At 69.7% G+C, this 23,085-nt stretch carries 19 protein-coding genes; 9 read left to right on the forward strand and 10 right to left on the reverse strand.

What is annotated here, in order from left to right:
- The first annotated feature begins 22 nt into the window (after positions 1-22).
- The 3 genes from mftD (at position 23) to V3W46_RS01835 (ending at position 3,851) form a co-directional block, all read left to right on the forward strand.
- Positions 23-1,222: a pre-mycofactocin synthase MftD gene (gene mftD / locus V3W46_RS01825; protein WP_331781376.1), complete on the forward strand. Its 1,200-nt coding sequence runs from the start codon at positions 23-25 to the stop codon at positions 1,220-1,222.
- Positions 1,219-2,133 carry a mycofactocin biosynthesis peptidyl-dipeptidase MftE gene (mftE, locus tag V3W46_RS01830; RefSeq protein WP_331781377.1) on the forward strand — a complete coding sequence of 305 codons (915 nt, stop codon included), beginning with the start codon at positions 1,219-1,221 and terminating at the stop codon, positions 2,131-2,133. The genes mftD and mftE overlap by 4 nt, the downstream gene beginning before the upstream one ends.
- A gap of 188 nt (positions 2,134-2,321) precedes the next feature.
- Positions 2,322-3,851, forward strand: a complete 1,530-nt coding sequence (locus V3W46_RS01835) for a glycosyltransferase (protein WP_331781378.1) — start codon at positions 2,322-2,324, stop codon at positions 3,849-3,851.
- A 15-nt stretch (positions 3,852-3,866) separates the two neighbouring features.
- Here the strand turns inward: V3W46_RS01835 and V3W46_RS01840 are convergent, their stop codons facing one another.
- From V3W46_RS01840 to V3W46_RS01860, 5 genes are read right to left on the reverse strand one after another with little or no spacing between them, the layout of a single operon-like run.
- On the reverse strand, positions 3,867-4,859 hold the full coding sequence (locus V3W46_RS01840; protein ID WP_331781379.1) for a hypothetical protein: 993 nt from the start codon (positions 4,857-4,859) through the stop codon (positions 3,867-3,869).
- A gap of 42 nt (positions 4,860-4,901) precedes the next feature.
- Positions 4,902-6,281: an aminomethyl transferase family protein gene (locus V3W46_RS01845; protein ID WP_331781380.1), complete on the reverse strand. Its 1,380-nt coding sequence runs from the start codon at positions 6,279-6,281 to the stop codon at positions 4,902-4,904.
- Positions 6,274-7,662 carry an MFS transporter gene (locus V3W46_RS01850; protein WP_331781381.1) on the reverse strand — a complete coding sequence of 463 codons (1,389 nt, stop codon included), beginning with the start codon at positions 7,660-7,662 and terminating at the stop codon, positions 6,274-6,276. Before V3W46_RS01850 ends, V3W46_RS01845 begins: the two co-directional genes overlap by 8 nt.
- 55 nt (positions 7,663-7,717) lie before the next feature.
- Positions 7,718-8,956, reverse strand: coding sequence for a flavin-dependent oxidoreductase (locus V3W46_RS01855; RefSeq protein WP_331781382.1), 1,239 nt, complete (start codon positions 8,954-8,956; stop codon positions 7,718-7,720).
- Entirely contained in the window at positions 8,953-9,612 is a 660-nt protein-coding gene (locus V3W46_RS01860; protein ID WP_331781383.1) for a nuclear transport factor 2 family protein, read from the reverse strand. The genes V3W46_RS01855 and V3W46_RS01860 overlap by 4 nt, the downstream gene beginning before the upstream one ends.
- Before the next feature lie 77 nt (positions 9,613-9,689).
- On the opposite strand from V3W46_RS01860, the gene V3W46_RS01865 reads away from it, so the two are divergent.
- The 5 genes from V3W46_RS01865 to V3W46_RS01885 all read left to right on the forward strand — a co-directional run bounded on the left by V3W46_RS01865 (position 9,690) and on the right by V3W46_RS01885 (position 15,321).
- A complete protein-coding gene (locus V3W46_RS01865; RefSeq protein ID WP_331781384.1) occupies positions 9,690-11,282 on the forward strand; it encodes an FAD-dependent monooxygenase in 1,593 nt (530 codons plus the stop codon).
- 22 nt (positions 11,283-11,304) lie between these two features.
- Positions 11,305-12,066 (forward strand): GntR family transcriptional regulator, encoded by a 762-nt coding sequence (locus V3W46_RS01870; protein ID WP_331781385.1) that lies wholly within the window; start codon positions 11,305-11,307, stop codon positions 12,064-12,066.
- Entirely contained in the window at positions 12,063-13,340 is a 1,278-nt protein-coding gene (locus V3W46_RS01875; protein ID WP_331781386.1) for an MFS transporter, read from the forward strand. Before V3W46_RS01870 ends, V3W46_RS01875 begins: the two co-directional genes overlap by 4 nt.
- A complete protein-coding gene (locus V3W46_RS01880) occupies positions 13,340-14,641 on the forward strand; it encodes a hypothetical protein (protein WP_331781387.1) in 1,302 nt (433 codons plus the stop codon). Before V3W46_RS01875 ends, V3W46_RS01880 begins: the two co-directional genes overlap by 1 nt.
- Before the next feature lie 146 nt (positions 14,642-14,787).
- Positions 14,788-15,321, forward strand: a complete 534-nt coding sequence (locus tag V3W46_RS01885; protein ID WP_331781388.1) for a MarR family winged helix-turn-helix transcriptional regulator — start codon at positions 14,788-14,790, stop codon at positions 15,319-15,321.
- 85 nt (positions 15,322-15,406) lie between these two features.
- On the opposite strand, the gene V3W46_RS01890 is transcribed toward V3W46_RS01885, so the two are convergent.
- Genes V3W46_RS01890 through V3W46_RS01905 form a run of 4 tightly spaced genes read right to left on the reverse strand, consistent with a single transcriptional unit; the run spans position 15,407 to position 20,644 of the window.
- Positions 15,407-16,816 (reverse strand): bifunctional folylpolyglutamate synthase/dihydrofolate synthase, encoded by a 1,410-nt coding sequence (locus V3W46_RS01890; RefSeq protein WP_331781389.1) that lies wholly within the window; start codon positions 16,814-16,816, stop codon positions 15,407-15,409.
- Positions 16,813-18,348 carry an aminodeoxychorismate synthase component I gene (gene pabB / locus V3W46_RS01895; RefSeq protein WP_331781390.1) on the reverse strand — a complete coding sequence of 512 codons (1,536 nt, stop codon included), beginning with the start codon at positions 18,346-18,348 and terminating at the stop codon, positions 16,813-16,815. Before pabB ends, V3W46_RS01890 begins: the two co-directional genes overlap by 4 nt.
- Positions 18,349-18,401: 53 nt before the next feature.
- On the reverse strand, positions 18,402-19,283 hold the full coding sequence (gene purU / locus V3W46_RS01900) for a formyltetrahydrofolate deformylase (protein WP_331781445.1): 882 nt from the start codon (positions 19,281-19,283) through the stop codon (positions 18,402-18,404).
- Positions 19,284-19,300: 17 nt separating this feature from the next.
- On the reverse strand, positions 19,301-20,644 hold the full coding sequence (locus V3W46_RS01905) for an aminomethyl transferase family protein (RefSeq protein WP_331781391.1): 1,344 nt from the start codon (positions 20,642-20,644) through the stop codon (positions 19,301-19,303).
- 121 nt (positions 20,645-20,765) lie between these two features.
- Between V3W46_RS01905 and V3W46_RS01910 the strand changes: the two genes are divergently transcribed.
- Complete coding sequence (locus tag V3W46_RS01910; RefSeq protein ID WP_331781392.1) at positions 20,766-22,052, forward strand: ATP-binding protein; 1,287 nt, start codon at positions 20,766-20,768, stop codon at positions 22,050-22,052.
- A gap of 25 nt (positions 22,053-22,077) precedes the next feature.
- Here the strand turns inward: V3W46_RS01910 and hpaD are convergent, their stop codons facing one another.
- Positions 22,078-23,073 carry a 3,4-dihydroxyphenylacetate 2,3-dioxygenase gene (gene hpaD, locus V3W46_RS01915; RefSeq protein ID WP_331781393.1) on the reverse strand — a complete coding sequence of 332 codons (996 nt, stop codon included), beginning with the start codon at positions 23,071-23,073 and terminating at the stop codon, positions 22,078-22,080.
- Between the last annotated feature and the right edge of the window lie 12 nt (positions 23,074-23,085).

Below are 23,085 nucleotides of genomic sequence, written 5' to 3' on the forward strand. Positions count from 1 at the left end.
CACACGACGAGGAGACACCCCCATGGCCCAGAACCCCTGGTTCGAAACCGTTGCCGAAGCGCAGCGGAGAGCAAAGAAGAGACTGCCGAGCTCGGTCTACGGCGCGCTGGTCGCCGGCAGCGAGAAGGGCATCACGTACAACGACAACTTGAAGGCGTTCTCTGAGATCGGCCTCGCCCCGCACGTCGCCGGGCACAAGGCCGAGCGCGATTTGTCGACCACGGTGATGGGCATTCCGGTGTCGCTGCCCGCGATCGTGTCGCCCACGGGTGTGCAGGCCGTGCATCCTGACGGCGAGGTGGCGGTGGCCCGGGCATCCGCCAACCGCGGCACCATCATGGGGCTGAGCTCGTTCGCGTCGAAGCCCGTCGAGGCCGTCGCCGAGGCGAACCCGAACACGTTCTTCCAGATGTACTGGAGCGGCACCCGCGACGCGATGGTGCAGCGCATGGAGCGCGCGAAGGCGGCCGGCGCGAAGGGCCTGATCTCGACGCTCGACTGGTCGTTCTCGAACGGGCGCGACTGGGGCAGCCCGTCGATTCCCGAGCGCATGAACCTGAAGACGATGATCTCGTTCGCGCCGAACGTTCTGCCGCACCCGAAGTGGCTGCTGGCTTTCGCGAAGACCGGCAAGGTGCCCGACCTCACCGCGCCGAACCTCACCCCGCCCGGGGGCGAGGCGCCGACCTTCTTCGGTGCCTACTACGAGTGGATGCAGACCCCGCCGCCCTCGTGGGAAGACGTGGCGTGGCTGCGCGAGACCTGGGGTGGCCCGTTCATGCTCAAAGGCGTCTCCCGCGTCGACGACGCACACCGCGCGGTCGACGCCGGCGTGACGGCGATCTCGGTGTCGAACCACGGCGGCAACAACCTCGACGCCACACCCGCGACCATCCGGGTGCTGCCCTCGGTGGCGGCGGCGGTCGGCGACGAGATCGAGGTGCTGCTCGACGGTGGAATCCGCCGCGGCAGCGACGTGGCCAAGGCGCTGGCCCTCGGTGCACGCGCGGTGATGATCGGCCGTGCCTACCTCTGGGGTCTCGCCGCCAACGGCCAGGCCGGTGTCGAGAACGTCTTCGACATTCTGCGCGGCGGGCTCGACTCGGCGGTGCTCGGGCTCGGGCACTCGAACATCCACGAGCTGAATCGCGAAGACCTCGTGATTCCGTTCGACTTCGAGAAGACGCTCGGCGCGGCGCACCCGCTCATCCCGGCGAAGTGACGGCCGCGGGCGGGGCGGCCGCCGGGGCTGTTCCGGTGGCCGGGTTCGGCCGGGCGGGTGCGGTCGACCTGGCCGGCGCGTTAGACCCAGCGGAGGTCGCGGTCGCGTTCGAGCTGGCGCCGGGGTCGACGGCTACGCTTGGTGCACTGCTCGGCCAGCCCGAGGGCGCTGAGGCTCCGGCAGCGTCGGCACCGGATGCCCGGCCCACCCTGCTCGTGCCGACCGGGTCGACCGAACAGCACGGCCCCCACCTGCCGTTCGGCACCGACACCGTGATCGCGGCGGCCGTCGCGGCCGCGGTGGCCGAGCGCCTCGGCGCCTCCCGTCCGGCCGGTGCGCCTGCGCGGCCGGTCGTCGTCGCGCCGGCGCTGCCGTATGGGGCCAGCGGTGAGCATCAGCACTTCGCCGGAACCCTCTCGATCGGCCATGATGCGCTGACGACGGTGCTGGTCGAGCTGGTGCGGTCGGCCACCACCTGGGCGGGCCGCATCGTGTTCGTGAACGGGCACGGCGGCAACGTCGCGACTCTGGCCGACACGGTCACGAGGATGATCAGCGAGGGTCACGACGTCGCCTGGGTGGCCTGCGCGTCGCCCGCGGCGGCGGCGATCGTCGAGGCGCAGCGCGACTCGCACGCCGGGCGCATCGAGACTTCTCTGCTGCTGCACCTGGCCGCCGGTACCGTCGACCTGGCCCGCGCCACCCCGGGAACGGTCGCGCCGCTCGGCGAGCTGCTGCCCCGGCTGCGCGCGGGCGGTGTCGCCGCCGTGTCGCAGACGGGCGTTCTGGGTGACCCCACCGGCGCCTCGGCCGCCGAGGGCGCCGCCCTCTTCGCGTCGATGGTGGGCGCGGTTGCCGACCTCGTGTCGTCGGGTCACCCCGACGAGCGCGGCCGCCTGGTGCCCGCATGAGCGCGACCCCCGCTGCATCGTCGGGGTCACCCGCATCGTCGTCGCCGGCGCCACCGTCACCCGCATCGCCCCCACCCGCTCCACCCGCGGCGCGCGCGACCCCTGCTCCACCCGCAGCGCCGGCGGCGCTGCCGACCGGGTTCGTCATCGCGCTCAATCACCGGGTTCGGGTGCGAGAGAGCGGGCGTGTGCTGATCGGCGGGTCACCCACCCGCGTGCTGTACCTCACGCCGACGGCCCAGGCGCTCTTCGATGGCCGGCGGCTGACGGTGACGGATGCCCGGTCGAGGGCCTTCGCGAACCGCCTGCTCGACGCGGCCATGGCCGAGCCCGTGGTCGCCGACCTGCCCGACTACCCGCAGGGCGACGGTTCCGCAGCCGTCACGTGGGTGGTGCCGGTTCGTGACCGCCCCGCCGCGCTCGAGCGGTTGCTGCTGAGCCTCGGCCACGGGCATCCGATCGTCGTGGTCGACGACTGCTCGATCGACCCCGTCGCCGTCGAACGGGTCGCCGCCCGTTTCGGCGCCCGGTACCTGCACCTCGACGTGAACGTGGGGCCCGGCGGCGCCCGCAACGCCGGACTCGCCGTGGTCGAGACGCCGTTCGTGGCCTTCGTCGACTCTGACATCGTCGTCGAACCCGATGCGCTCGGGATGCTGCTGCGGCACTTCGCAGACGACCACGTCGCCCTCGCCTGCCCGCGGGTGCGCGCCCTGCCCGACGGCGACGGGGCGGGCTGGATCGGGCGCTACGAAGAGGCGCGCTCCTCACTCGACCTCGGCCGTCGTCCTGCGACGGTGCGGCCCCGCTCAGAGGTGTCGTGGGTGCCGAGCGCGTGCCTGGTGGGCCGGGTCGCCGCCCTCACGACGGCCGGCCCGGCGGCACCCGACCCGGTGGATCCCGACCCCGCCGCACCCGGCCCCACGGTGGCCGGCTTCAGCGCCGACCTGCGGGTGGGCGAAGACGTCGACCTCGTCTGGCGGCTGGCCGAGGCGGGCTGGCGCGTGCGCTACGAGCCGGCCGCCACGGTTCGGCACGAGCATCGCACAGAGCTGGTCGACTGGCTCCGGCGCAAGGCCGTGTACGGCACGGGCTCGCTCGAACTCGGCCGTCGGCATCCGCACGACATCGCTCCAGTCATCCTCGCCCCGTGGAGTGCGGCCCTGCTCGCGGCCGTGCTGGCCCAGCGGCGGTGGTCGCTGCCCGTCGCGGCAGCGCTGTTCGTGTATGCGGCGATCGGAATACGATCGAAGCTCGGCAGCAGCGCACAACCGACCAGGTTGAGCGTCACGCTGACTGCTCAGGGCGCCGCGGCGGCACTGTCGCAGGGCACCGCACTGCTGCTGCGGCACTGGTGGCCGCTCACCCTCGTCGGGTGCCTCTTCTCGGGGCGGGTGCGCCGGGCCGCGCTGGTGGCGGGGGCGGTGGATGCCGCGATCGAGTACGTGCGCACCGGGGCCTTTCGCGCGGGGGCGCTCGAGGCCGGCGCGGCAGGCCCGAATCCCGAGCGCACCGGGCCCGTGGCCGCCGACGGGGTGGATACGCATCGAGCGGAGGCGACATCGCGCGCCACGGGGTCGCGGCTCGATCCGGTGCGCTTCGCGCTCGCCCGGCGGCTCGACGACCTCGCCTACGGCGGCGGCGTCTGGTTCAGCGCCCTGCGGGGGCGTTCGGCGAGGGCGCTGGTGCCCGACATCCGTCGCACCCGCACCCGCTGAGCCGGCAGGCGCAGGTCAGACGATCACCGCGTCGAGGGTCTCTTTCGCGAAGATCTCGTCAGGGCTCCAGAGCCGATGCGCGAGGCCCTGGTCGTGCGAGTATCGCAGAAATGTCGCAAGGGTCGGATCGTCGGGCGAGACCCCGTAGCGCCAGTAGTCGGCCCCCATCACCGTTCTCGTGCGTTCGACCTCGCTCTGCAGCCAGGGCAGCATGTACCGCAGCGCGGCCGTCTCGTCGATGGCGTTCATGGTCAGCCGGCGGGCCTCTTCGAAGGCATCGAACAGCGACCGGGCCATCCAGCGGTTTCGGTCGTAGACATCTCGCCGCAACGCCACGACGTGCATGACGGGAAAGATCCTCGTCTGCCTGAAGTACTCGGCCTCTGTCGCGGGCAGGTCTTCGAAGAGCCGCCCGACGCGGGGGTCTCCGTCTCGAAAGGGCTGCGGGGTGCGCGGCGAGTAGAGCGCATCGATCTCGCCTGACACGAGCATTTCGACGAGGGTCTGGTCGTCGGCGATGGGCGTGACGTCGACGTCGGGTGGGAGCCGAATCGGCTCTTTCTCCACGCGGCCGGGCGCGTGCAGGCCGCCCGTCTTGTAGGTCACCGATGCTACCGGCACACCGTACCGATCGGCGAGCATGCCCCTGATCCAGACCGCGGCCGTCACCTGGTACTCGGGAATGCCGACCCGCCTGCCGACCAGGTCACCCGGCCCGGCGATCCCCGCCGCGGTGTTGACGTAGATTCCGCCGTGACGGAACGACCGCGAGGGAAAGACCGGAATCGCGATGAACGGAGGATCGTCTCTCTGCAGCGTCAGCACGTAGCTCGACAGCGACAGTTCAGATACGTCGAACTCGCCGAACTTCACCATGCGGTGGAACGTCTCCTCCACCTGCATCGGGAGGTAGTTGATGTCGATTCCCGCGGCCCGCACGGCGCCGGTGAGCAGCGGGATCGTGCGATCGTAGGCCTCGCAGGCGAGGGTCACGCGCAGTCTGCTCACGGTGCGGGCTGCCTCTTCGGGCTGATTGCCGTCTGCATCGGCTCAGCGCGCCCGGTATTCGCCACGGGCGAAGGCACCGTAGGGAGCCGGTGCGACCGTGGCGCGAATCGAGACCTGTCGATGCTGCTCGATGTGCGGTTTGGCCGAGATCGGGCTCTCACCCCACACGATGGTGACCTCGCGGCCGATCTCTGAACACTCGGCGTCGAGCGTGGCCAGCGACACCAGCGCGTGCCCATTGGCGATGTAGCCGCAGTCCATCGAGATGCCGACCGGCCGGCCCGCCGCCAGCACGACATCTTGCTGGTAGAGGGCGTACCGCGCCTTCGGCATCGAGATCGTGCGAGCCGGCAGGCCCTCCCCGAAGTCGAGCCCGACGGCCGCGAGCACATCGTCGGGGTGCCAGACGAGCGTCACCTTGGTGCGCTTCGGCTGCTCGGCCAGGCGTTCGAGCGCTTCTCGACCGACGAACTCATGGTCGAAGGCGATGATCTTCTCGTAACCCAGGTCGAAGGGCGTCAGGTAGTAGTCGGCGATATTCGGCGAAAAGAAGCTGCCTCCGATGGAGCCCAGGGCGTCGACGCCGATCGTCTTCGTGCCGAGCCACTCGCGAAACGCGCGCAGGTCGTCGCCGTCGAACACTGCGGGCAGGGGCGACGGCACCCAGCCCGACTCGAGGTTCGCCGTCGAGTACGCCCGGGCCCCGACTCGATGGATGCTGAACTCATCGGCTAGCGACAGGATGAGGTCGCGCACTTCGTCGCCGTCGACCCACGGCCCGAAGAGTTCATAGCCGGGCTGGCCGGCCATTCCGTGGCGCAGCACGTTGACGGTGTGGCCGGCCAGCTCGATCTGCCCCATCTGGAAGAAGCGCAGATCGGGCGCGCGGCCGAGCAGGCGGGCCATGACCTCCTGCGCGAGTGGTCCCTGCACCTCGTAGCGATAGAACATCGGGGGACCGCTCTTGCGGCGACGGGTATTCTCGTCTCGCACTATCGTCACGTCGTAGCTGCCGGCTTCTGCGTTGAACTGCACCCAGTCCATGATGATCTCGCGACCGACCAGGTCGAGCGTGCCGTCGGGCAGGTGAAACACGATGACGTCGCCGATGTACTGGCCGTCGGGGTTGCAGACCACAAGCTGTTTGGCGGTGTTCGGTGCGAAGGTGACGAAGCTGTTGACTCCGACCGAGCTGAGCAGCCGTACCGCGTCGGGGCCCGACACGAACAGGTCGACCATGTGGTGCGACTGGTCGAGAAACGCGCAGGCGTCTCGCCAGGCGTGCTGCTCAGACCGCCAGTCGGTGTACTCCGCGGCGACGGGAACCCGGGCGATGGTGTCAGGTGCGTTCGGCAGATCGCGCAGCAGCGCGACAGGCCCGCCGGCGCGGTCGATGGCGTGCTGGAGTGTCTCGTCAGCCATGGATGCTCACCGCCTCTTTCTGCGCAGCGGGCTGGTCTGAGGTGATGATGGCGGGAAAGCTCTCCGGGCGCTGCCGCACCAGCAGGCGCACGATCACCAGCATGATGAGGGTGGCGATCGGAAAGGCGGCGACGACGGCGAACGATGTGAAGGCCGACCATCCGGCTGCGATCATGGCACCTCCCACGAGCGGCCCGATCGCCGAGCCGAACCGGCCCAGCGCGACCGCCCAGCCGAGGCCGGTCGATCGGATCACCGTCGGATAGAACAGCGACCCGAGCGTGATGATGCCCGACTGTGCCCCACCGGCAAAGAACCCGAGGGCCGCGATCGCGATCGCCGCTCCTGCGAAGTTGCCGGCCACTGCACCGAGCACGACGAAGTTCGCCGCGGTGATGACGAGACCGATCAGGATGACGCGGAACTTGCCGAGGTGATCCATGAGCACTCCGACGATGCCTGATCCGATCCAGCTGCCGAGGCTGTTGAAGGTGATGGCCAGACCGGCTTCTGCCACGGTCAGTCCGCTGTTCTCGAGAATGGTGGGTGACCAGTTCGAGATCAGCACCATGGGCAGGAACGAGCAGAAGAACACCGCCCACAGCACGATCGTGACCACCGCCCGCCGGTCGGCGAACAGCTGGCGCACGGGAACGTGGCTGCGTTCTTCACTGGCGCGGAACTGGATGCTCTGGTAATCGGTTCGCTCGGGCGCGAGGCGATGCACGAGCCCCGGAATGCGATCGCGCCGAACCGCGCGTGCCGCGAGAAAGCCCAGAGACTCGGGGATGCCCCACAGCAGGATGAGCGCGACGACGACCACTACGCCACCGATCAGCACGAACAGCAGCTGCCAGTCAGGCAGGAACAGCGGTGCGACCAGGCCGGCGACGACACCGCCGAGCGGGAATCCGGCCCACACCATCGCGACCGTCGAGGCCCGCCGCCGGCTCGGCATGTATTCGGCGACGAGGGCGAGCGCGACTGGCGCCGCCCCACCCATGCCGACGCCGGTCAGAAAGCGCAGCACGAGCAGGCCGGTCACCGAGTCGGCGGTCGCGGTCAGAACGGTCATGATGCCGAACAGGGCGATGGCGCCGATCATGACGGGCTTGCGGCCGAGCCGGTCGCCGAGGGGTGCGATGAGCAGTGCGCCGGCCATGAAGCCGAACTGGCCCGCGGAGAACACGGGGGAGAGCGCAGCGACCTTCACGCCCGCGCTGGCTGCCATCGCCGGCCCAACGAGGCCGATGACGATGTTGTCGAGGCCGTCGAGCAGAACCACGATGCCGGCGAGCACGGCGATCTGGATCTGGAATCTGCGAACCGGCAGGGTGTCGATGAATTCACCGACGGTGGTTGCGATGGTGTCAGTACTCATGGCATTCAATACCCTCCATTGGGTTTCGATGTGATGGTGAGAGTGAGCGGGTGCTTCACACGGGGGAGTTCTCGGCGTCATGCGAGGCCGGGGCAGAGGCCCAGGTCAGAGTTCGATAGTCGCGGGCCACGGCTTCGAGTTCGTGCCGCGGGATGACGTCGTCGATGCGATCGAAGCCGTGCGGGGCGCGCACGTGCGCCAGTTCGAGAACGGCTTCAGGGCCCAGCTTGCGATTGCTGAGCACGATGTCGCGGGTGAGCGGCCGGCGCTCGTCATCGTACGACGCGAGCCCGGCGACGCCCGACGCCGCGATGGCCCGAGACAGCGCGGCCCCGTCGCGGATCGCCTGCGAGGCGCCGTTGGCCCCGATCGGATACATCGGATGCGCTGCGTCACCGAGCAGGGTCACCCGGTTATGAGTCCACCTCGGCAGCGGATCGCGATCGACCATCGGAAACTCGTAGGCCACTCCCGTCTGGGCGATGAGCGAGGCGACGTCGAGCCACGGAACACGCCAGTGCGTGAATCGGGCGGCGAGATCGCCCACCTCGGCCGTACGGTTCCAGTCCTCGCGCCCGAGGGGACGATCGGTGGGCAGTTCGACGATCCAGTTGATCAGCGCGAATCCCTCGTCGTCGGGCGGCGTGATCGGGTACGCGATGAACTTCTGTGCGTCGTGACCGATGATCGCCATCGTGTGTCCACCGAGGTAGGCGCGCGCCTTCACAAGCCCGCGCCACATGTTCTGGCCGCTGAAACACACCTGGCCTTCGTCGGGGAAGAGCTGGCGGCGCACCTGCGAGTGGATGCCGTCGGCCCCCAGGAGCACATCGCTCTCGACCTCGGTGCGTGCGCCGTCGACGGAGGTGAAGGAGGTTTGCACCATCGATCGGTCTTGGCTGAACGCGCCGAGGCGGCGGTCGGTCTGCACCCGGTCTGCGCCGAGGCGCTCTCGCACTGCAGCGAGCAGGATGCCCTGCAGCGTGCCGCGGTGGATCGACACCTGCGGCCAGTGCTCGCCCGCGGCAAGGCCACGCGGCTCAGACCACACCTCCTGGCCGTATTCGTTGTAGAGGCCCCAGTGGTCGCATGAGACGCCGGCCTGCAGCACGGCATCCTGCAGCCCGATCGTCGAGAGCTCACGCAGTGCGTGTGGCTGCAGATTGATTCCCACGCCGAGCTCGCGAATGCTGCGCGCGGCCTCGTAGACGGTCGGCTGCTCGCCCTGTTCGTGCAGGAACAACGCCGAAGCGAGGCCGCCGATGCCGCCGCCGGCAATGGCGATGTCGATCATGATCGCCCTCCGAGCCACGCACGCTCAGCCGCGTAGAAGCGCTGAACTCCGTCTGGATCGTCGTCACCCAGACGGTCGTCGGGAACGGTGTACCCGCGGCGGCTCATCGACCAGGCCCACAGGCGATACGACGTGCGCGTCGTCGACGACTCCACCTCTGCCCAGTCGAAGGGCAGCGAGTCATCGGGATTCACCGGTGCGATGGTGCCCTTCTCGTAGATGCCCTCGAAGCTCGCCAGGCGCCAGCCGGCCTCGGTGCGGCGCACCCGGCTGAAGAACCGCACGTACTGGGTCATGTCGAACCACACACCGTCGAGCTCGCTTCTGTTCTGAATCTGGGCCCGGCTCTCGACCAGCGCCCGCTCGCCGTCGATCAGCACATAGATGGGGTCGATCGGGTGTTTGCTGTGCCGGCCGTGCTCGGCCATCACCTTCGACTGCAGGGCGAACTCTTTCGCGTTGCCCTCGAACCAGGTGGTACGGATGACGGCCTCGTCGGTGAAGCACTCGGCGACGTTGTCCCACTCGCCGACGTCACGCCAGAGGCGTTCGAGTCTGACGAGCTCGCGGATGGCGAGCTCGTCGGCGACCCGTTCGGGCCGCGGCACTCCCAGAGCGACCAGCAGCGGGTCGCCCGTCTGTCGGGTCTGTCTCATCGTCATTGATTCCATGATGGGAACAATAATCTATAGAATATGGATTTAGGAACCCCGATCGAGAGAATCGGTACAGAATGCAGACATTTCAAGTCATCGTCGTCGGAGCGGGCCCGGTCGGCCTGGCGCTGGCCCTCGATCTCGGCCAGCGCGGTGTGAACACGCTTCTCGTCGATCGTCTCGCAGAGCCGAGCCACCTGCCCAAGATGGAACGGGTGAACCCGCGCACCATGGAGCACTTTCGGCGGCTCGGCATCGCCGCGAGCATCCGGTCGGCCGGCTTTCCGGCCCGGCTGCCGATGGACGTGTTCGTGACGACGACACTGGCCGACCCGCCGCTCGTGCACCACCCCCAACCGTCGGTGCAGACCCTCGTCGAGCGGGGGGCGGGTCGCAATGACGGGTCGATGCCGGCCGAGCCGTACCAGCTGATCTCGCAGTACACGCTCGAGCCACTGCTTCGAGCGCAGGTTCAACTGCAGGGCGCCGTGACCACTCTGTTCGGCTGGCAGCTTGCGGGCTTCACCGACCACGGCGACCGGGTCACGGCCGAGCTCACGGGCCCCGATGGCTCGACCCGGGTCGTCGAGGCGGCCTACCTGGTGGGCTGCGACGGGGGGAGCAGCCCGGTGCGGAAGGCCCTGGGGGTGCACCTGCGTGGCGAGGCGCACCTGATGAGTCTCACCCAGGCGCTCATCCACGCCCCCGACCTGTACGAGCGCATCCGAACCGGTCGCGGGCGGCACTACCACTTCGCCGACGAGCACCACTCGTTTCTCATCGTGCAGGATGACACGAAGCACTTCACGCTGCACACGGTCGTCGACGAACCCGACGACGTCACTGCGCGATTCGAAGCTCTCGTCGGATTTCCGGTCGACTACGTCGTCGAACACGCGGCACCGTGGACGATGAGGTCGATGGTGGCCGAGTCGTACGGGCGAGGCAGAGTCTTTCTGGCTGGCGACGCGGCCCATCTCATGAACCCGGCGGCCGGCCTCGGCATGAACACCGGTATCGGCGACGCGATCGACATCGGCTGGAAGCTGAACGCCGTGCTCGCGGGATGGGCTCCACCTCGTCTGCTCACCACCTACGAGAGCGAGCGTCGGCCCGTCGCCATCGCCAACACCGCCTACTCCCGCGCCCGGTTCGACGCCCGGATGGTGTGGCGCTCGGCCGTCTCGACAGCGACGGTGCGCTCGGCGGCGGGGCGGGCACACATCGCCGAACTCGCCGACGAGAACGAGGCGCAGGCGGGTTCGATGGAGGGGGTCGAGCTGGGCTACACGTACGCGGCGTCGGCGCAGCAGGCGGGCATCCATCGTCCCTACACCGCTGTGGCCTCGGTGGGAGCGCGGCTGCCCCACGTCTGGGCCGAGGGCGGCACAGCCTTCCAGGACATCATTTCTCAGGGGGTCTTCACCGTCGTCAGCGTTGGCGGTGACGATGACGCCGCAGCCGCGATCGGGGCCCCGTTCGTGGCGGCCGGCATCCCTGTCGAGCAGCTGCACGTGCCCTCGGATGCCGCACGGCGCGTGTGGGGCGCAGACTATGTGGTCGTTCGGCCCGATCTGCACATCGTGTGGCGCGGAGACGAGCCCGACGCGGGCCTGGGGTCGGTCGCCCGGGCCAGCATCGGGGCGGGGTCGGAGTCGAGATATGGTTGAACACGAGATCGATGGGTGGTTCATGAGCTCCGACACCGAGGCACAGTACCCGGCCAGTGCGCCGCCGAAGGGCCGTGTCGACTGGGTCGTGGACAGGCTGCGCGACAGCATCCTGCTGGGTGAACTGCAGCCCGGCGAACGGGTGCGAACAGTTCAGCTCGCCCAGGCCTGGCACGTCAGCCCCACCCCGATCCGCGAGGCCATCCAGCGTCTGGGCAGCGAGGGGCTGCTCGACGTTCAGGCGCAGCAGGGGGCTCGGGTCTCGGCGGTCTCCCCGGCCCGCGCCCTCGAGATCTTCGAACTGCGCGCCCTTCTCGAACCGCTGCTGGTGCAGCTCAGCGTCGAGCAGTTCACCGACGACCTGCGTCAGAACATCACGGCCCGATTCGACGAATATGTGCGCGCCTGGCACGGGCAGACCGAGATCTCGCCCGAGATGAGCCGGTACTACCTGCGGTTCTCCGACGCGCTCTTCGCCGGCGGGCATCTGCCGGCGCTCAGATCGCTCGTGCAGAACCTCAAACTGCAGTGCCTGCGGTACAACGGGTGGTTCACTGTCGCCGAGCGCATCGAGGTGCACGGCCGGGTGATGGAGGCCGTGCTCGACCGCGACGCCGCCGCGGCCGCCTCGGCGATCGCCGACAGCATCAGGCCGGGCCTGGCCTGGGCCCGCGAGATGGTGCCCTCGGGCGTTCAGGTCACGTCGATTCTGACCCCGCAGTCGGTCGAGGCGCTGAAGGTGATCACGGCCATGTACCCCTTGGCCCCGGCGTTCGGCGCGTGAGCCTGGCTGCCCCTCGCCGGTTCGGGGCCCTGCGCGACCGGCCCTCGCGGTTCTACCTGCTGAGCGCGGGGCTGTCGATGCTCGGCGACAACAACGAGCACGTGCTCACCTACTGGGTGCTGTGGCAGCAGTTCCACTCGCCTGCGCTGGTCGGTTTCGAGGTCGTCAGCCACTGGCTGCCGTTCCTGCTGCTGTCGGTTCCGTTCGGCACGCTCGCCGAGCGGTACGACTGCCGGCGACTCATCCAGGCCGCGCAGGGGCTGTTCATGCTGGTCTCGATCTGCTGGGGCGTGCTCTTCCTGACCGGAACCCTGCAGGTGTGGGAGGCGTGCGTGCTGCTCGTGCTGCACGGCTGCGCCGGCGCGCTGTGGGGCCCGGCCGAGCAGATGCTGCTGCACGACTACGCGCCCGAGGGCGAGCTGCCGAACATCGTGCGTCTGAACGCGACGTTCCGCAACCTGGGCGTGCTGTGCGGGCCGGTCGTCGGCACCCTGCTGCTGTTCGGCCTCGGCCCGGTGTGGGGCATCTTCGCCAACGTGCTGTTCTACTTGCCGATGACCGTGCTGATGCTGCGGGCGCCGTATACCGGGCACACCCGCAGCGGCGCTGTCGCGCGCAAGACGTCATTCCGCGACGTGGGGGTGGTGCTGCGCACGGTACGCGGCGACCGGGCCATGGCCACCGCGATCGTGCTCACTGCCCTGGTCGCGCTGTGCGGCGGCGGGTCATTGCAGGTCGCGATGCCCTCGATCGCCGCGGCTCTCGGCGCCGACACGGGGGTGGGTTACGGGCTGCTGCTGTTCGCCAACGGGGTCGGCGGTGTGCTGGGCGGTTTTCTGCTCGAGGCGACGAACTCGTTGCGGCCGACGGTGCGCGTCGCCGTGATCAGCACGCTGGTGATCGGGCTCACCACGGTGGCGGTCACGGTGAGCGGAGTGTTCGCCATCGCCGTCATCGCGCTGGTGATCGGCGGTGTGGCCAGCCTCGCGAGCCTGTCGGTCGCGCAGACGATCGTGCAGCTGCGGGCACCGGCCGAACAGCGCGGCCGAACGGTCGGCGTGTTCAACATGGTCGGCCAGGGGTTCAGAACCGGCAACGGCATCACGCTCGCCGTGCTCGGCACCGCAATCGGCGTGGTGCCGGCGGTCGCAGTCGGCGGCGCGGCGCTCGCCGTGGGCGCGGGGCTGATCGGGTGGTATGCTCGCGGTCGCCCATCGTCACCGCTCGGTACGTCGGCGCCCATCGCCGACATCGCCCGAGAGGACACCGCCTGATGAGTGAGGAGCCCGCCGGCCCCGCCGCGCCCGCGGCCGCAGCAGTGCCGCCCGCAGAGGCGATGGAGCCCGTGTCGGCAGTCGACCCCGACCCCGCCGCGCTGATGCCGCCTTCATCGGCCGACCCCGCCGCGCCCTCTGACGCGCCACCGCCCGCCGCGCGGCGGCCTCTCCTGCGCCGTCGGATCGTGCCTATCGCCGCCCTCGTGGTCGCGGTCGCTCTCATCGCCGGAGGCTTCTGGGGCTGGAGCGCCGCGACGCAGAACCGCTACGAGAGCGCCGGCAGCACACTGCAGTCGCAGCTCGACACTGAGACGAGCGCCGCGCACGCCTTCGACGCCCGGCTGCTCGCGGTGCAGGGGCTCGCCACGCGCATCCACTCTGTCGTCGACAGCCCCGCCTTCGCGAGCCTGCCGATCGCCCAGGCGGATGCCCTGCGGCAGTCGCTCGCGACCGTCGACGCCCTCGCCCAGGCCCCCGCGGCCGTCGCTCCCGACAGCAGCGCGCTCGAGGCCGCCGATGACAGCGGATACCGCCCGCCGTGGCAACTCACGGGCGACGCCGAGCAGCTCGAGGGAGCGACCCGCGCCTCGCAGCAGACCAGCGACGGCCTGGCCCAGGCGACCGATGCGGCCAAGACCGCCGAAGACAGCCTCGACGCCGCCGAGGCGGCCTACTTCGAGGGCGTCGCGGTGACCGCCGACCAGACCCTCGCCGCGAACACGCTGGCCAACAAGTCGCGGCAGGTGGCCCTCGAGAACCTGGTGGCCGAGGCGCGCAACCCCATGCAGAGCGCCGCGCGTGACGGGGGCTTCCTGGCCAGCCTGACCGACGCGGAATCACAGGTCGTCGCCTCGCAGGCCTCGAACCAGGCCCAGCTGAATGACCCGTCATGGGCCGTGCGCAACGAGATCGAGAGCTATGCGCGCTCGATCTCGCATGGCGTCGCGCTCGAGTTCGTGTGGGCGCCCGAGGTCTCGGGCCTCGGCTCTAATTGGCTCTCGGGCACCGCCGAGACGTACGACACCGACGGCGGCTACGCCATCATCAGCCTGAACTACACGATCGAAGACGCGTGGAGCGAGGGCCGCGACGCACGCGCGCTGGTCACGCACGAGGTGGGGCACACGCAGGTCTACCGCTGCTCGACGCTGTTCGCGAGCCCGGCCTTCAACCGCGACCAGGAGATGTGGGCGACCGCCTGGTCGATCAGCCAGGGCTTCGACGTGCCGGGGTCGGGCATCGAGGCCTACGGCCGACCGACCGACGAGCAGATTTCGGTGGCTGGGCAGTGCCGGTAGTGCGTGGCTACGCGCTGTCGGTGTCGGGAGGCGCGGCGGCGCAACGCGATCTGACCAGCGACATCGGTGAGGGCCTGCGATAACTCGGCAGGAAACTGGAATATCATCAGGTGACTGGTAATCGGCGCGAGAGATGGTGGGGCCACGTGGCAGAGTCGACGGGCGAGAGCGGGGTGCAGCCGGGTGTTGCGGCCGACGAGAAGTCGTGGGAGGACGAGTTCACCTACATCCTCTGGCGCGCGCAGCAGGCCGTGCACAAGCGGGCTCAGGATTCGCTCGACGCCCTCGGCGTGACAGTGACCCAGCTCGGGCTCGCGGTGCACCTGCAGGAGCAGGGCAGGTTGTCTGCATCCGATCTTTCTCGGGCCCACCACATCACGCCGCAGAGTGTGGGCACGGCGCTGTCGCACCTCGAGAAGATCGGCTGGGTGGGTCGCGCGCCGCACCCGGTGCACAGACGCGTGATTCTGTTCGACCTCACCGAGGCCGGGGCGGCCGGCGTGGCGGAGGGGCGGCGCATGATCACCGAGGAGAACCGTGAGGTCACGGCGGCGATCTCGAAGCGCGACGTCGACGTCGTGCTGAAGGCTCTCGTCGGCATCGTGGTGGCCCTCGAAGGCGAATCGCGCCCGGCCGAGGCGCTGTGGCCCGAGTCGTACGGCGCCGCGCGCGCCCGGTGAGCCCGGCCGGGGCGCAGCTGTCTCACGACTGCGGCCGGCCCGGTTGTGGCGCGGCTGTCTTACGAGCGTGCCCGGCCCGGCTGGCTCACGCCTGGCTCACGACCGCCCGGGCCGCGGCTTCGCCGATGAGGGTGATCGACCCGGTCACCACCACCCCGGCCGACGGGATGCCCGCGGCCCAGCCGCGCGCCGCATCGAGCGCCTCGGCCTGGTCGTCGTAGGCCGACGACTCGTGGGCGGGGGCGACCTCGCGCACGACGGCGAGCAGGTCGGCCGGCGTGCGCGACCGGTCGGAGTTCGAGGTGGTGACGAAGAACCGCGCCGTCACGGGGGCCAGCGCCTCGACGATGCCCCGGGCATCCTTGTCGGCGAGAACGGCGAGCACCACGCCGAACCGCGACGCGTCGGGCAGGTCGCGCAGGGCGGCAGCGAGTGCGGCCGCACCGCCGGGGTTGTGGGCGGCGTCGACGAGCACGAGCGGATCGGCACCGACCCGTTCGAGCCGGCCGGGAGACGTGGCGGCGGCCACTCCGCGCCGGGCCGCCTCGGCGGAGAAACCGGTGGGCGGCGGCGACCCCTGGTCGGGTGAGAACCCTGCCGTTGAGGGTGACCCGGAGCCGGTCGACCGGGCCGCCGGGCCAGAGACCTCGTGGGCGAGAAACGCGTCGACCGCGGCCAGCGCCACGGTCGTGTTCATGGCCTGGTGACGGCCGGTGAGCGGCACATCGAGGCCGTCGAGCACCCCGAACGGCCCCCAGGCTGTGATGGTCTGGCCCACCTCGCGCCGTCCACGCACCTCGAACCCGAAGTCGCGGCCCAGCCAGAGCGTGTCGGCGCCGGCCCGGCGTGCCCGGTCGGCGAGTGGATGCCCGGCCTCCTCGGTCTGCTCGGCGACCACCACGGTGGCACCGGGCTTGATGATGCCCGACTTCGTGGTGGCGATCTCGGCCACGGTCAGGCCGAGCCGGGCGGTGTGGTCGAGTGAGATCGGCGTGAACACGGCCACCCTGCCGTCGGCGACGTTCGTCGAATCCCAGAGTCCGCCCATGCCCACCTCGATGACGGCCGCGGTCATGCCGGTGCGTTCGAACGCGGTGTAGCCGAGCACGGTCAGCGCCTCGAAGAACGTCACGGGTACGTCGCCGGTCGAGGCCAGTTCGGCGTCGACGGCGGCCAGGGCATCCTGAACCTCGGGCCAGACCGTCTGCAGCTGCTCGTCGGTGATCGGCGCGCCGTCGATCGAGATGCGTTCGTTGAACCGCACCAGGTGGGGGCTCGTGAACAGCCCGACGCGGCGGCCGTGGGCCCGCAGCACGGCAGCGGCGATGCGGCTCGTGCTGGTCTTGCCGTTCGTTCCGGTGATGTGGATGAGCGGGATGGCGCGGTGGGGCGACCCGAGCAGCTCGAGCGCCCGGCGGGTGGGGTGCAGTCGTGGCTGCGGGGCGGCCTCGCCGAGCCGGGCGAGCAGGGCCCGGTAGACGGGATGCTCGGTCACGACGCTTCCCCACCGATGCGGGTGCCGAGCGCCGCCAGCAGCGGAACGATCTTCACGAACGTCTCGGCGACCTCGTCGTCGATCTTCGACAGCGCCGTGATGCCGCCGCCCGAGCCGATGCTGGCCGTGCCGTTCGACAGCACGATCGACCGGATGGTCATGGCCAACTCGACCGTGCCGTTCAGTGACACATACCCGAACGCCCCCGCGTAGGCGCCGCGCGGGCCGCCTTCGAGGCCGTGCAGCAGGCGCATCGCCGAGTTCTTGGGCGCGCCGGTCATCGAGCCCGCAGGAAAGGTGCTGCGCAGCAGGTCGGCGACGGTGGTGCCGTCGGTGAGTCGCGCCGTGACGGTGCTGACCAGCTGGAAGACGTTGGCGTACTGCTCGACCTCGAACAGCCCGGTCACCTCGACCGAACCCAGCTCGCTCACCCGCGAGAGATCGTTGCGCATCAGATCGACGATCATCACGTTTTCTGCGCGCTCCTTCACGTCGTCGTGCAGCTCCCGCCGCAGGGCCTCGTCGGCGGCGGCCGTCGCGCCCCGCGGCCGGGTGCCCTTGATCGGCCGAGTCTGCACGCGGCGGTCGGGTCCGACGGTGAGAAAGACCTCCGGCGACGAGCTCAGCAGCGCGGTGTCGCCCGCCATCACCAGGCCGCCGTGGGCGGTCGGGTTGGCCACCCGCAGCCGCCGGTAGACCGTGCGCGCGTCTTCGCTGGTCTGCGCCTCGAACCGGTTGGTCAGGCAGAGCTGGTAGGCGTTGCCGGCCGCGATCTCACGCTGGCACGCGGCGATCAGCGCGCGGTACTCGTCGGGGCTGTGCCGGGCGTGGGCGTCGGCGAGCTGCGGGGCGGCCGGCGCGGCGACCGGTGCGCGGCCGACCAGCAGCCGCAGTTGCAACGCGGTCGTCTCGCACCAGTCGAGGTGGGCATCCGACCCGGGCGTCACGAGTGTCACCAACCGCAGCTGCCGGCGGGCGTGGTCGAACGACAGCACGCGGTCGGCGAAGAGCAGCACGGTGTCGCTCGCCTGTTCGGCGGCGTGCACGACACCGAGCTCGCGCGCCCCGTTCTCGTAGCCCAGCCAGCCGACCCAGCCGAGGTCGAAGCCCGCCCTCGTGGCTGGGCGCCCGGCCGCCGCCGCATCGGCCGCCGCCGACCCGGCCGACGCCGCAGCTGCGCTCGCCGCCGGGTCTGCGGCAGCCCTCGGCCGCACGTGGCTCTCTGTCGCCGCCAGCAGCTCGAACGCCGTGCAGTCGAGCGACACGGCGTCGGCGCCGGATGCCGCACCACCGTTCGACGCCCGCACCGTCATGCCGCCGCCGACAGGGTCGCACAGCGCCACCGCACCGAGCGGTCCGGGCGTGCCGAGGTGGCTCCAGCCGCTGGTGGCGTCGACGCCACCGTCGAGCCAGAACGCGTCTCGTGCCCCACCGGCGAGCACGTCGAAGGCGACTGCCGGGTCAACCCAGAAGTCGAGAATCTCGACGTGCCTCGGCAGACGCGCGGTCTGCGTCAGCCCGCCGAGCGACAACGTCGGATGCTCGGGGGCGGCGACCGGGCCGGGGAGGCTCGATGCGGCCTGGGTCAGAATACGATCGTCTCTCTTCCGTTGCGTACGACACGGTCTTCGCAGTGCCAGAGTACCGCCCGCGAGAGCACTTGTCTCTCGACGTCGGCGCCGCGGCGCTGCAGGTCGGCGGCGCTGTCGATGTGCGAGACCCGCGCCACATCCTGTTCGATGATCGGCCCCTCGTCGAGTTCTTCGGTGACGTAGTGGGCTGTGGCACCGATGAGCTTCACTCCCCGCTCCTTCGCCTTGCGGTAGGGGCTCGCGCCGATGAAGGCCGGCAGAAACGAGTGATGGATATTGATCACCGGCACCCCGACGGCCGAGAGAAAGCCGGGCGAGAGAATCTGCATGTAGCGGGCAAGCACGACGACATCGGCGTTCTGCCTGATCAGATTCACGATCTGCGCCTCGGCGGCCGACTTGTCGGCGCCCGCGCCCGACGGCACGTGGAAGAACGGGATGCCGAACTGCCGCACATCGTCGGCCACCGTGGTGTGGTTCGAGATCACCATCGGCACGACCATCGGTATCTCACCCCGGCGCTGCCGCCACAGCAGGTCGAGCAGGCAGTGGTCGGAGGTCGAGGCGAGAATCGCCACCCGTTTCGGAATCGAGCGGTCGCTGAGCTTCCACGACAGGCCGAGGTCGTGGCCGAGCCGCGCGTCGAGGGCTTCCTCGAGCGCCGGGCGGGCAGCCGCCAGGTCGTCGACGTGAAACACAGTGCGCTGGAAGAACGATCCGCCCACCGGGTTGTCGGAGTGCTGGTCGAGGGCATTGATGTTCGCGCCGTGGTCGGCCAGCAGTTTCGAGACGGCGGCCACCAGCCCGGGCCGGTCGTCGCCGTGCACGATCAGCACGGCCTCGTCGTGCGGCAGCTTCAGCGCGGCATTCGGCATTCTGGCTTCGACGAGGGTCACGACACGAACGCGATCTTGCGGTACTGGGTGCGGGCGAACTCGTCGTAGGGCGAGGGCTGCACGGTGGCCCGGATGCGCGCGAACCCGAGGTCGGCGTTCGGGTCGGTTCCGGCGCCGGGGTGTTCGCCCCAGACGACCGTGACCTCGGTGCCGGGGGTGGCGAACTCGGTGTCGATCAGTGAGAGGGCGAGCACCGTGCCGACGGGCGCGATGTTTGCCGTGTAGAAGGTCATGCCCGCCAGCCCGCTGTCGGTCTCGATGCGGTACCGGCCGTAGCTGAGCACCCGGCCGGGCTCGGCGCCGAACACGGCGTGCACGTCGTCGAGGTTGAACTCGAGGGTCACCTTCGTGCGGTTCACCTCGGCCTTGGCCGCCTGCAGTGCGTCGCGCCCGATGAAGTCGTGGTTGAACGAGATCGAGCGGCCGTAGCCGAGCTCCCAGGGCGAGATGTAGTAGTCCTCGATGTTCTCGGAGAAGAAGCTGCCGTTCAGCGGCTTCTGCCCCTCGTACGAGAACAGACTGAGCGACTGGCGGTAGTCGGCCAGCTGGGGGTCGGTGTAGATGGCGGGGGTGGGGGTCGGAATCCAGCCGCTCTCGACGCCGTTGGTCAGGTAGGCGAGGCCGCCGACCTGCACGAGGTCGTATTGTTCGCCCGCCGTCAGCAGGGCATCCTTCACCGCTTCGTGGTCGGCGTAGTCGCCGATGAACTCGTAGCCGGCCTGGCCCGCCATGCCGTGACGCAGGGCCCGAACCGGCCTTCCGGCAAGGGTGGCCGGCGTGGAGTGGAAGAACTTCGTCTCGGGCAGCGGGCCACCGAACGCCGAGGCCACGAGCTCGAGCGCGTGCCGCCCCTGGATCTGGTAGCGGAACACCGCAGGGTCGCCGTCTCTGCGCACCGACGAGTCGGCGTTCGTCACGAACTCCACGTCGTAGCCGCCCTTCGCGGCGAAGTACTTCACCCAGCTCTGCGAGGCAGGCACCCCGGTGAGGGTGTACCTGTTCTCGCGCTCGCGCAGCAGGATGCCGTCGACGATGATGTTGCCGTCGTAGGCGACGGGCACGAACTGCTTGGCCTGCCCGATCGCGAAGTTCTCGTAGTTGTTGGCGCTGACGTCTTGCAGCAGGCGAGTGGCGTCGGGGCCTTCGAAGAAGGTGTCTGACATGTGGTACGAGAGGTCAGAGAGGGCGACCCCCGAACGCCAGGCCTCCTGTTCGGCGGCCCAGCCGGCGAACTCGGGCTCGACGACGGGCAGCACCCAGGGCGCTACGCCCGGCTTCCACAGCAGGTTGACCGCCGATCCGGCGGTGTCGATACCGTCTTGCAGACTGGGTGTGGGCATGGAGGATCCTCTCGTCGTTGAGCACATTCGCTTTCGCCCAATGTATCAGATAACTGCCACAGTTTCAGGTGGCTGTCGAGATTCGACAGGCCCGAACGGATGCCCCACGGTACAGTTCCGTATGGCCACCACGTACATCCGCGACTTCCACGACGACGATCTCGATGCCATCGTGCACCTCTGGAACGAGGTGACCGATGGCGGGTCACGCCCGGTCTACTCGCTCTCAGAGGTGATCGCCTCGTGCCAGGAAGACCACGCCGTGGTGGCGATGAGCGAAGACCGGCTGATCGGCGCCGCCGTCGGCCGCGCCGCGCACGCGCAGGGCTGGATCGTGTTCTTCGCCACCGAGGCCGGTTTTCCCTCTGACCAGGTCGGCGCCGAGCTGCTCGACGCGCTCGAACGCCGCATGGCGCCGCTCGGGCTGAGCAAGCTGTCGGTGCTGTTCCAGGAGGGCGGCGAACGGCTCGACGGGCTCGAGGCGAACGGCTTCGAGCTGCGCCACCACCTGCGTTACCTCGAGCGCGAGATGCCCGTGCAGCGGCGCGAACTCGACCTGCTGAAGGAGGTGGGCGGCCGCATTCTGCCGCGTAATCTCTGGAAGGGCGTGAGCGGAATGCAGAAAGAGAAGGCGCTGCTCGAAGAGCGGCTGGTCACGCCGCTCTCGCGGCCCGACATGGCCGAGCGGTTCGGTGTGGTGCCGCCGCGCGCCGTGATGCTCTTCGGCCCACCCGGCACGGGCAAGACCACCTTCGCCCGAGCCGTCGCCTCGCGGCTCGACTGGCCGTTCGTCGAGGTCTTTCCATCACGCCTGTCGGGCTCGCCCGCGGGCATGGCGGGCGGGCTGCGGGCCACCTTCACGGCCATCGCCGCCCTCGAGCACGCCGTCGTCTTCATCGACGAGGTCGAAGAGATCGCGGCGCACCGCAAGGGCGACCCGCCCTCGCCGACGCAGGGCGTGACGAACGAACTGCTGAAGCTGATCTCTGAGTTCCGTGAGCAGTCGGGCAGGCTGCTGATCTGCGCCACCAACTTCGTGCGTGCGCTCGACGCGGCGTTCCTGCGGCACGGCCGGTTCGACTACGTCATTCCCATCGGGCTGCCCGACGCCGAGGCCCGCGGGGCGATCTGGCAGCGGTACATTCCCACCGAGATCAGGCCGAGCGTCGACCTGGCCGCCCTGGTGCAGCGCAGCCACGGGTTGACGCCCGCCGACATCGAGTACGCGGCCAGGCGGGCCTCGCAGGAGGCGCTGACGAGGGCACTGCGCGAGCCTCGGGGCCCCGGCATCGAGAACGAGCTGTCGACGGGCGACTACCTCGCCGCCCTCGACGCCACCCGCGCGACGGTCTCCGACGAGGTCGCCAGCGAGTTTCTCGACGACATCGACTCCATCGCCCGGCTCTGACCGCTGCGTTCGGCCGCGATGCCGGTCAGTGGATGCTCAGAAACTCCTCGAGCGTCTCGGGCGTGGCCTGCAGCAGCGGGTCGCGCACGGCCTCGTCGGGAAACTCGCTCGCCTCGAAGAACCAGCGCCGTGACGCCGGCAACCCCCAGAGCTGCGCGCGCCGCGGATTGCTGATCTCCCAGCGAATCGGCTGGTCTTCGAGGTCGATGAACTGGTAGTGCGTGGTGAACAGCTCGATGCGGTGCTGGTCGGGGTCGCGCAGGTAGAGGAAGAGCGCGTTGCTGATGCCGTGCCGGCCGGGCCCGCGGTCGATCTCGCCGCCGAAGCCGAGGGCACCCGCGACGTCGGCCGCGTGCAGCAGGGCGGTCGCGTCGGGCACCGTGAACGCGAAGTGGTGCAGCCGAGGGCCCCGGCCGTTCGTGAAGACCAGATCGTGCGTGTTGCCCTTCACCTCGAGCCACGTGCCCCAGAGCTCGTCAGTGCCGTCTTTTGCGGTGAACTCGGCCATACGCATGCCGAGACCCGCCCAGAAGTCGGTGGCGGTCTGCACGTCGTGGGTGACCACCTGGAAGTGGTCGATGCGCTGCGGCGCGCCGGCGACGAACTCGTCGAAGTTCTGCATCCTGCGCTCGACCAGCTGCATCGACGAGGTGAGTTCGACGTGGGTGCCCACCGCATCGGTGAACTGCAGCGTCGGCCCCTGGTATGGCTTCTCCACACGTTCGTGTTCGATTCCGGCGTCGCTGAAGTACCGCTCTGCGGCCACGATGTCGTCGTCGGTGCGCACGCGGAACCCTACGCGGTGCGCCCTCGCCTCGTCGCTGCGCTGCAACACGAGGCTGTGGTGCGCGGCCTCCTCGAGGCCCCTGAAGTACACCGTGTCGTTCGTCTCCTCGGTCACGACGAGGCCGATGACGTCGCGGTAGAAGTCGCGGCTGGCCTCGAGGTCGGTGACGCCGAGTGAGACGTGGCTGGCTCGCGTGAGCGCGAACGGGGGTGCGGGGTTGGTGGTCGGCAGCATCGGTGACTCCAA

Origin of the sequence: Subtercola sp. YIM 133946 (assembly GCF_036553535.1) — a bacterium.
Lineage (GTDB): Bacteria > Actinomycetota > Actinomycetes > Actinomycetales > Microbacteriaceae > Subtercola.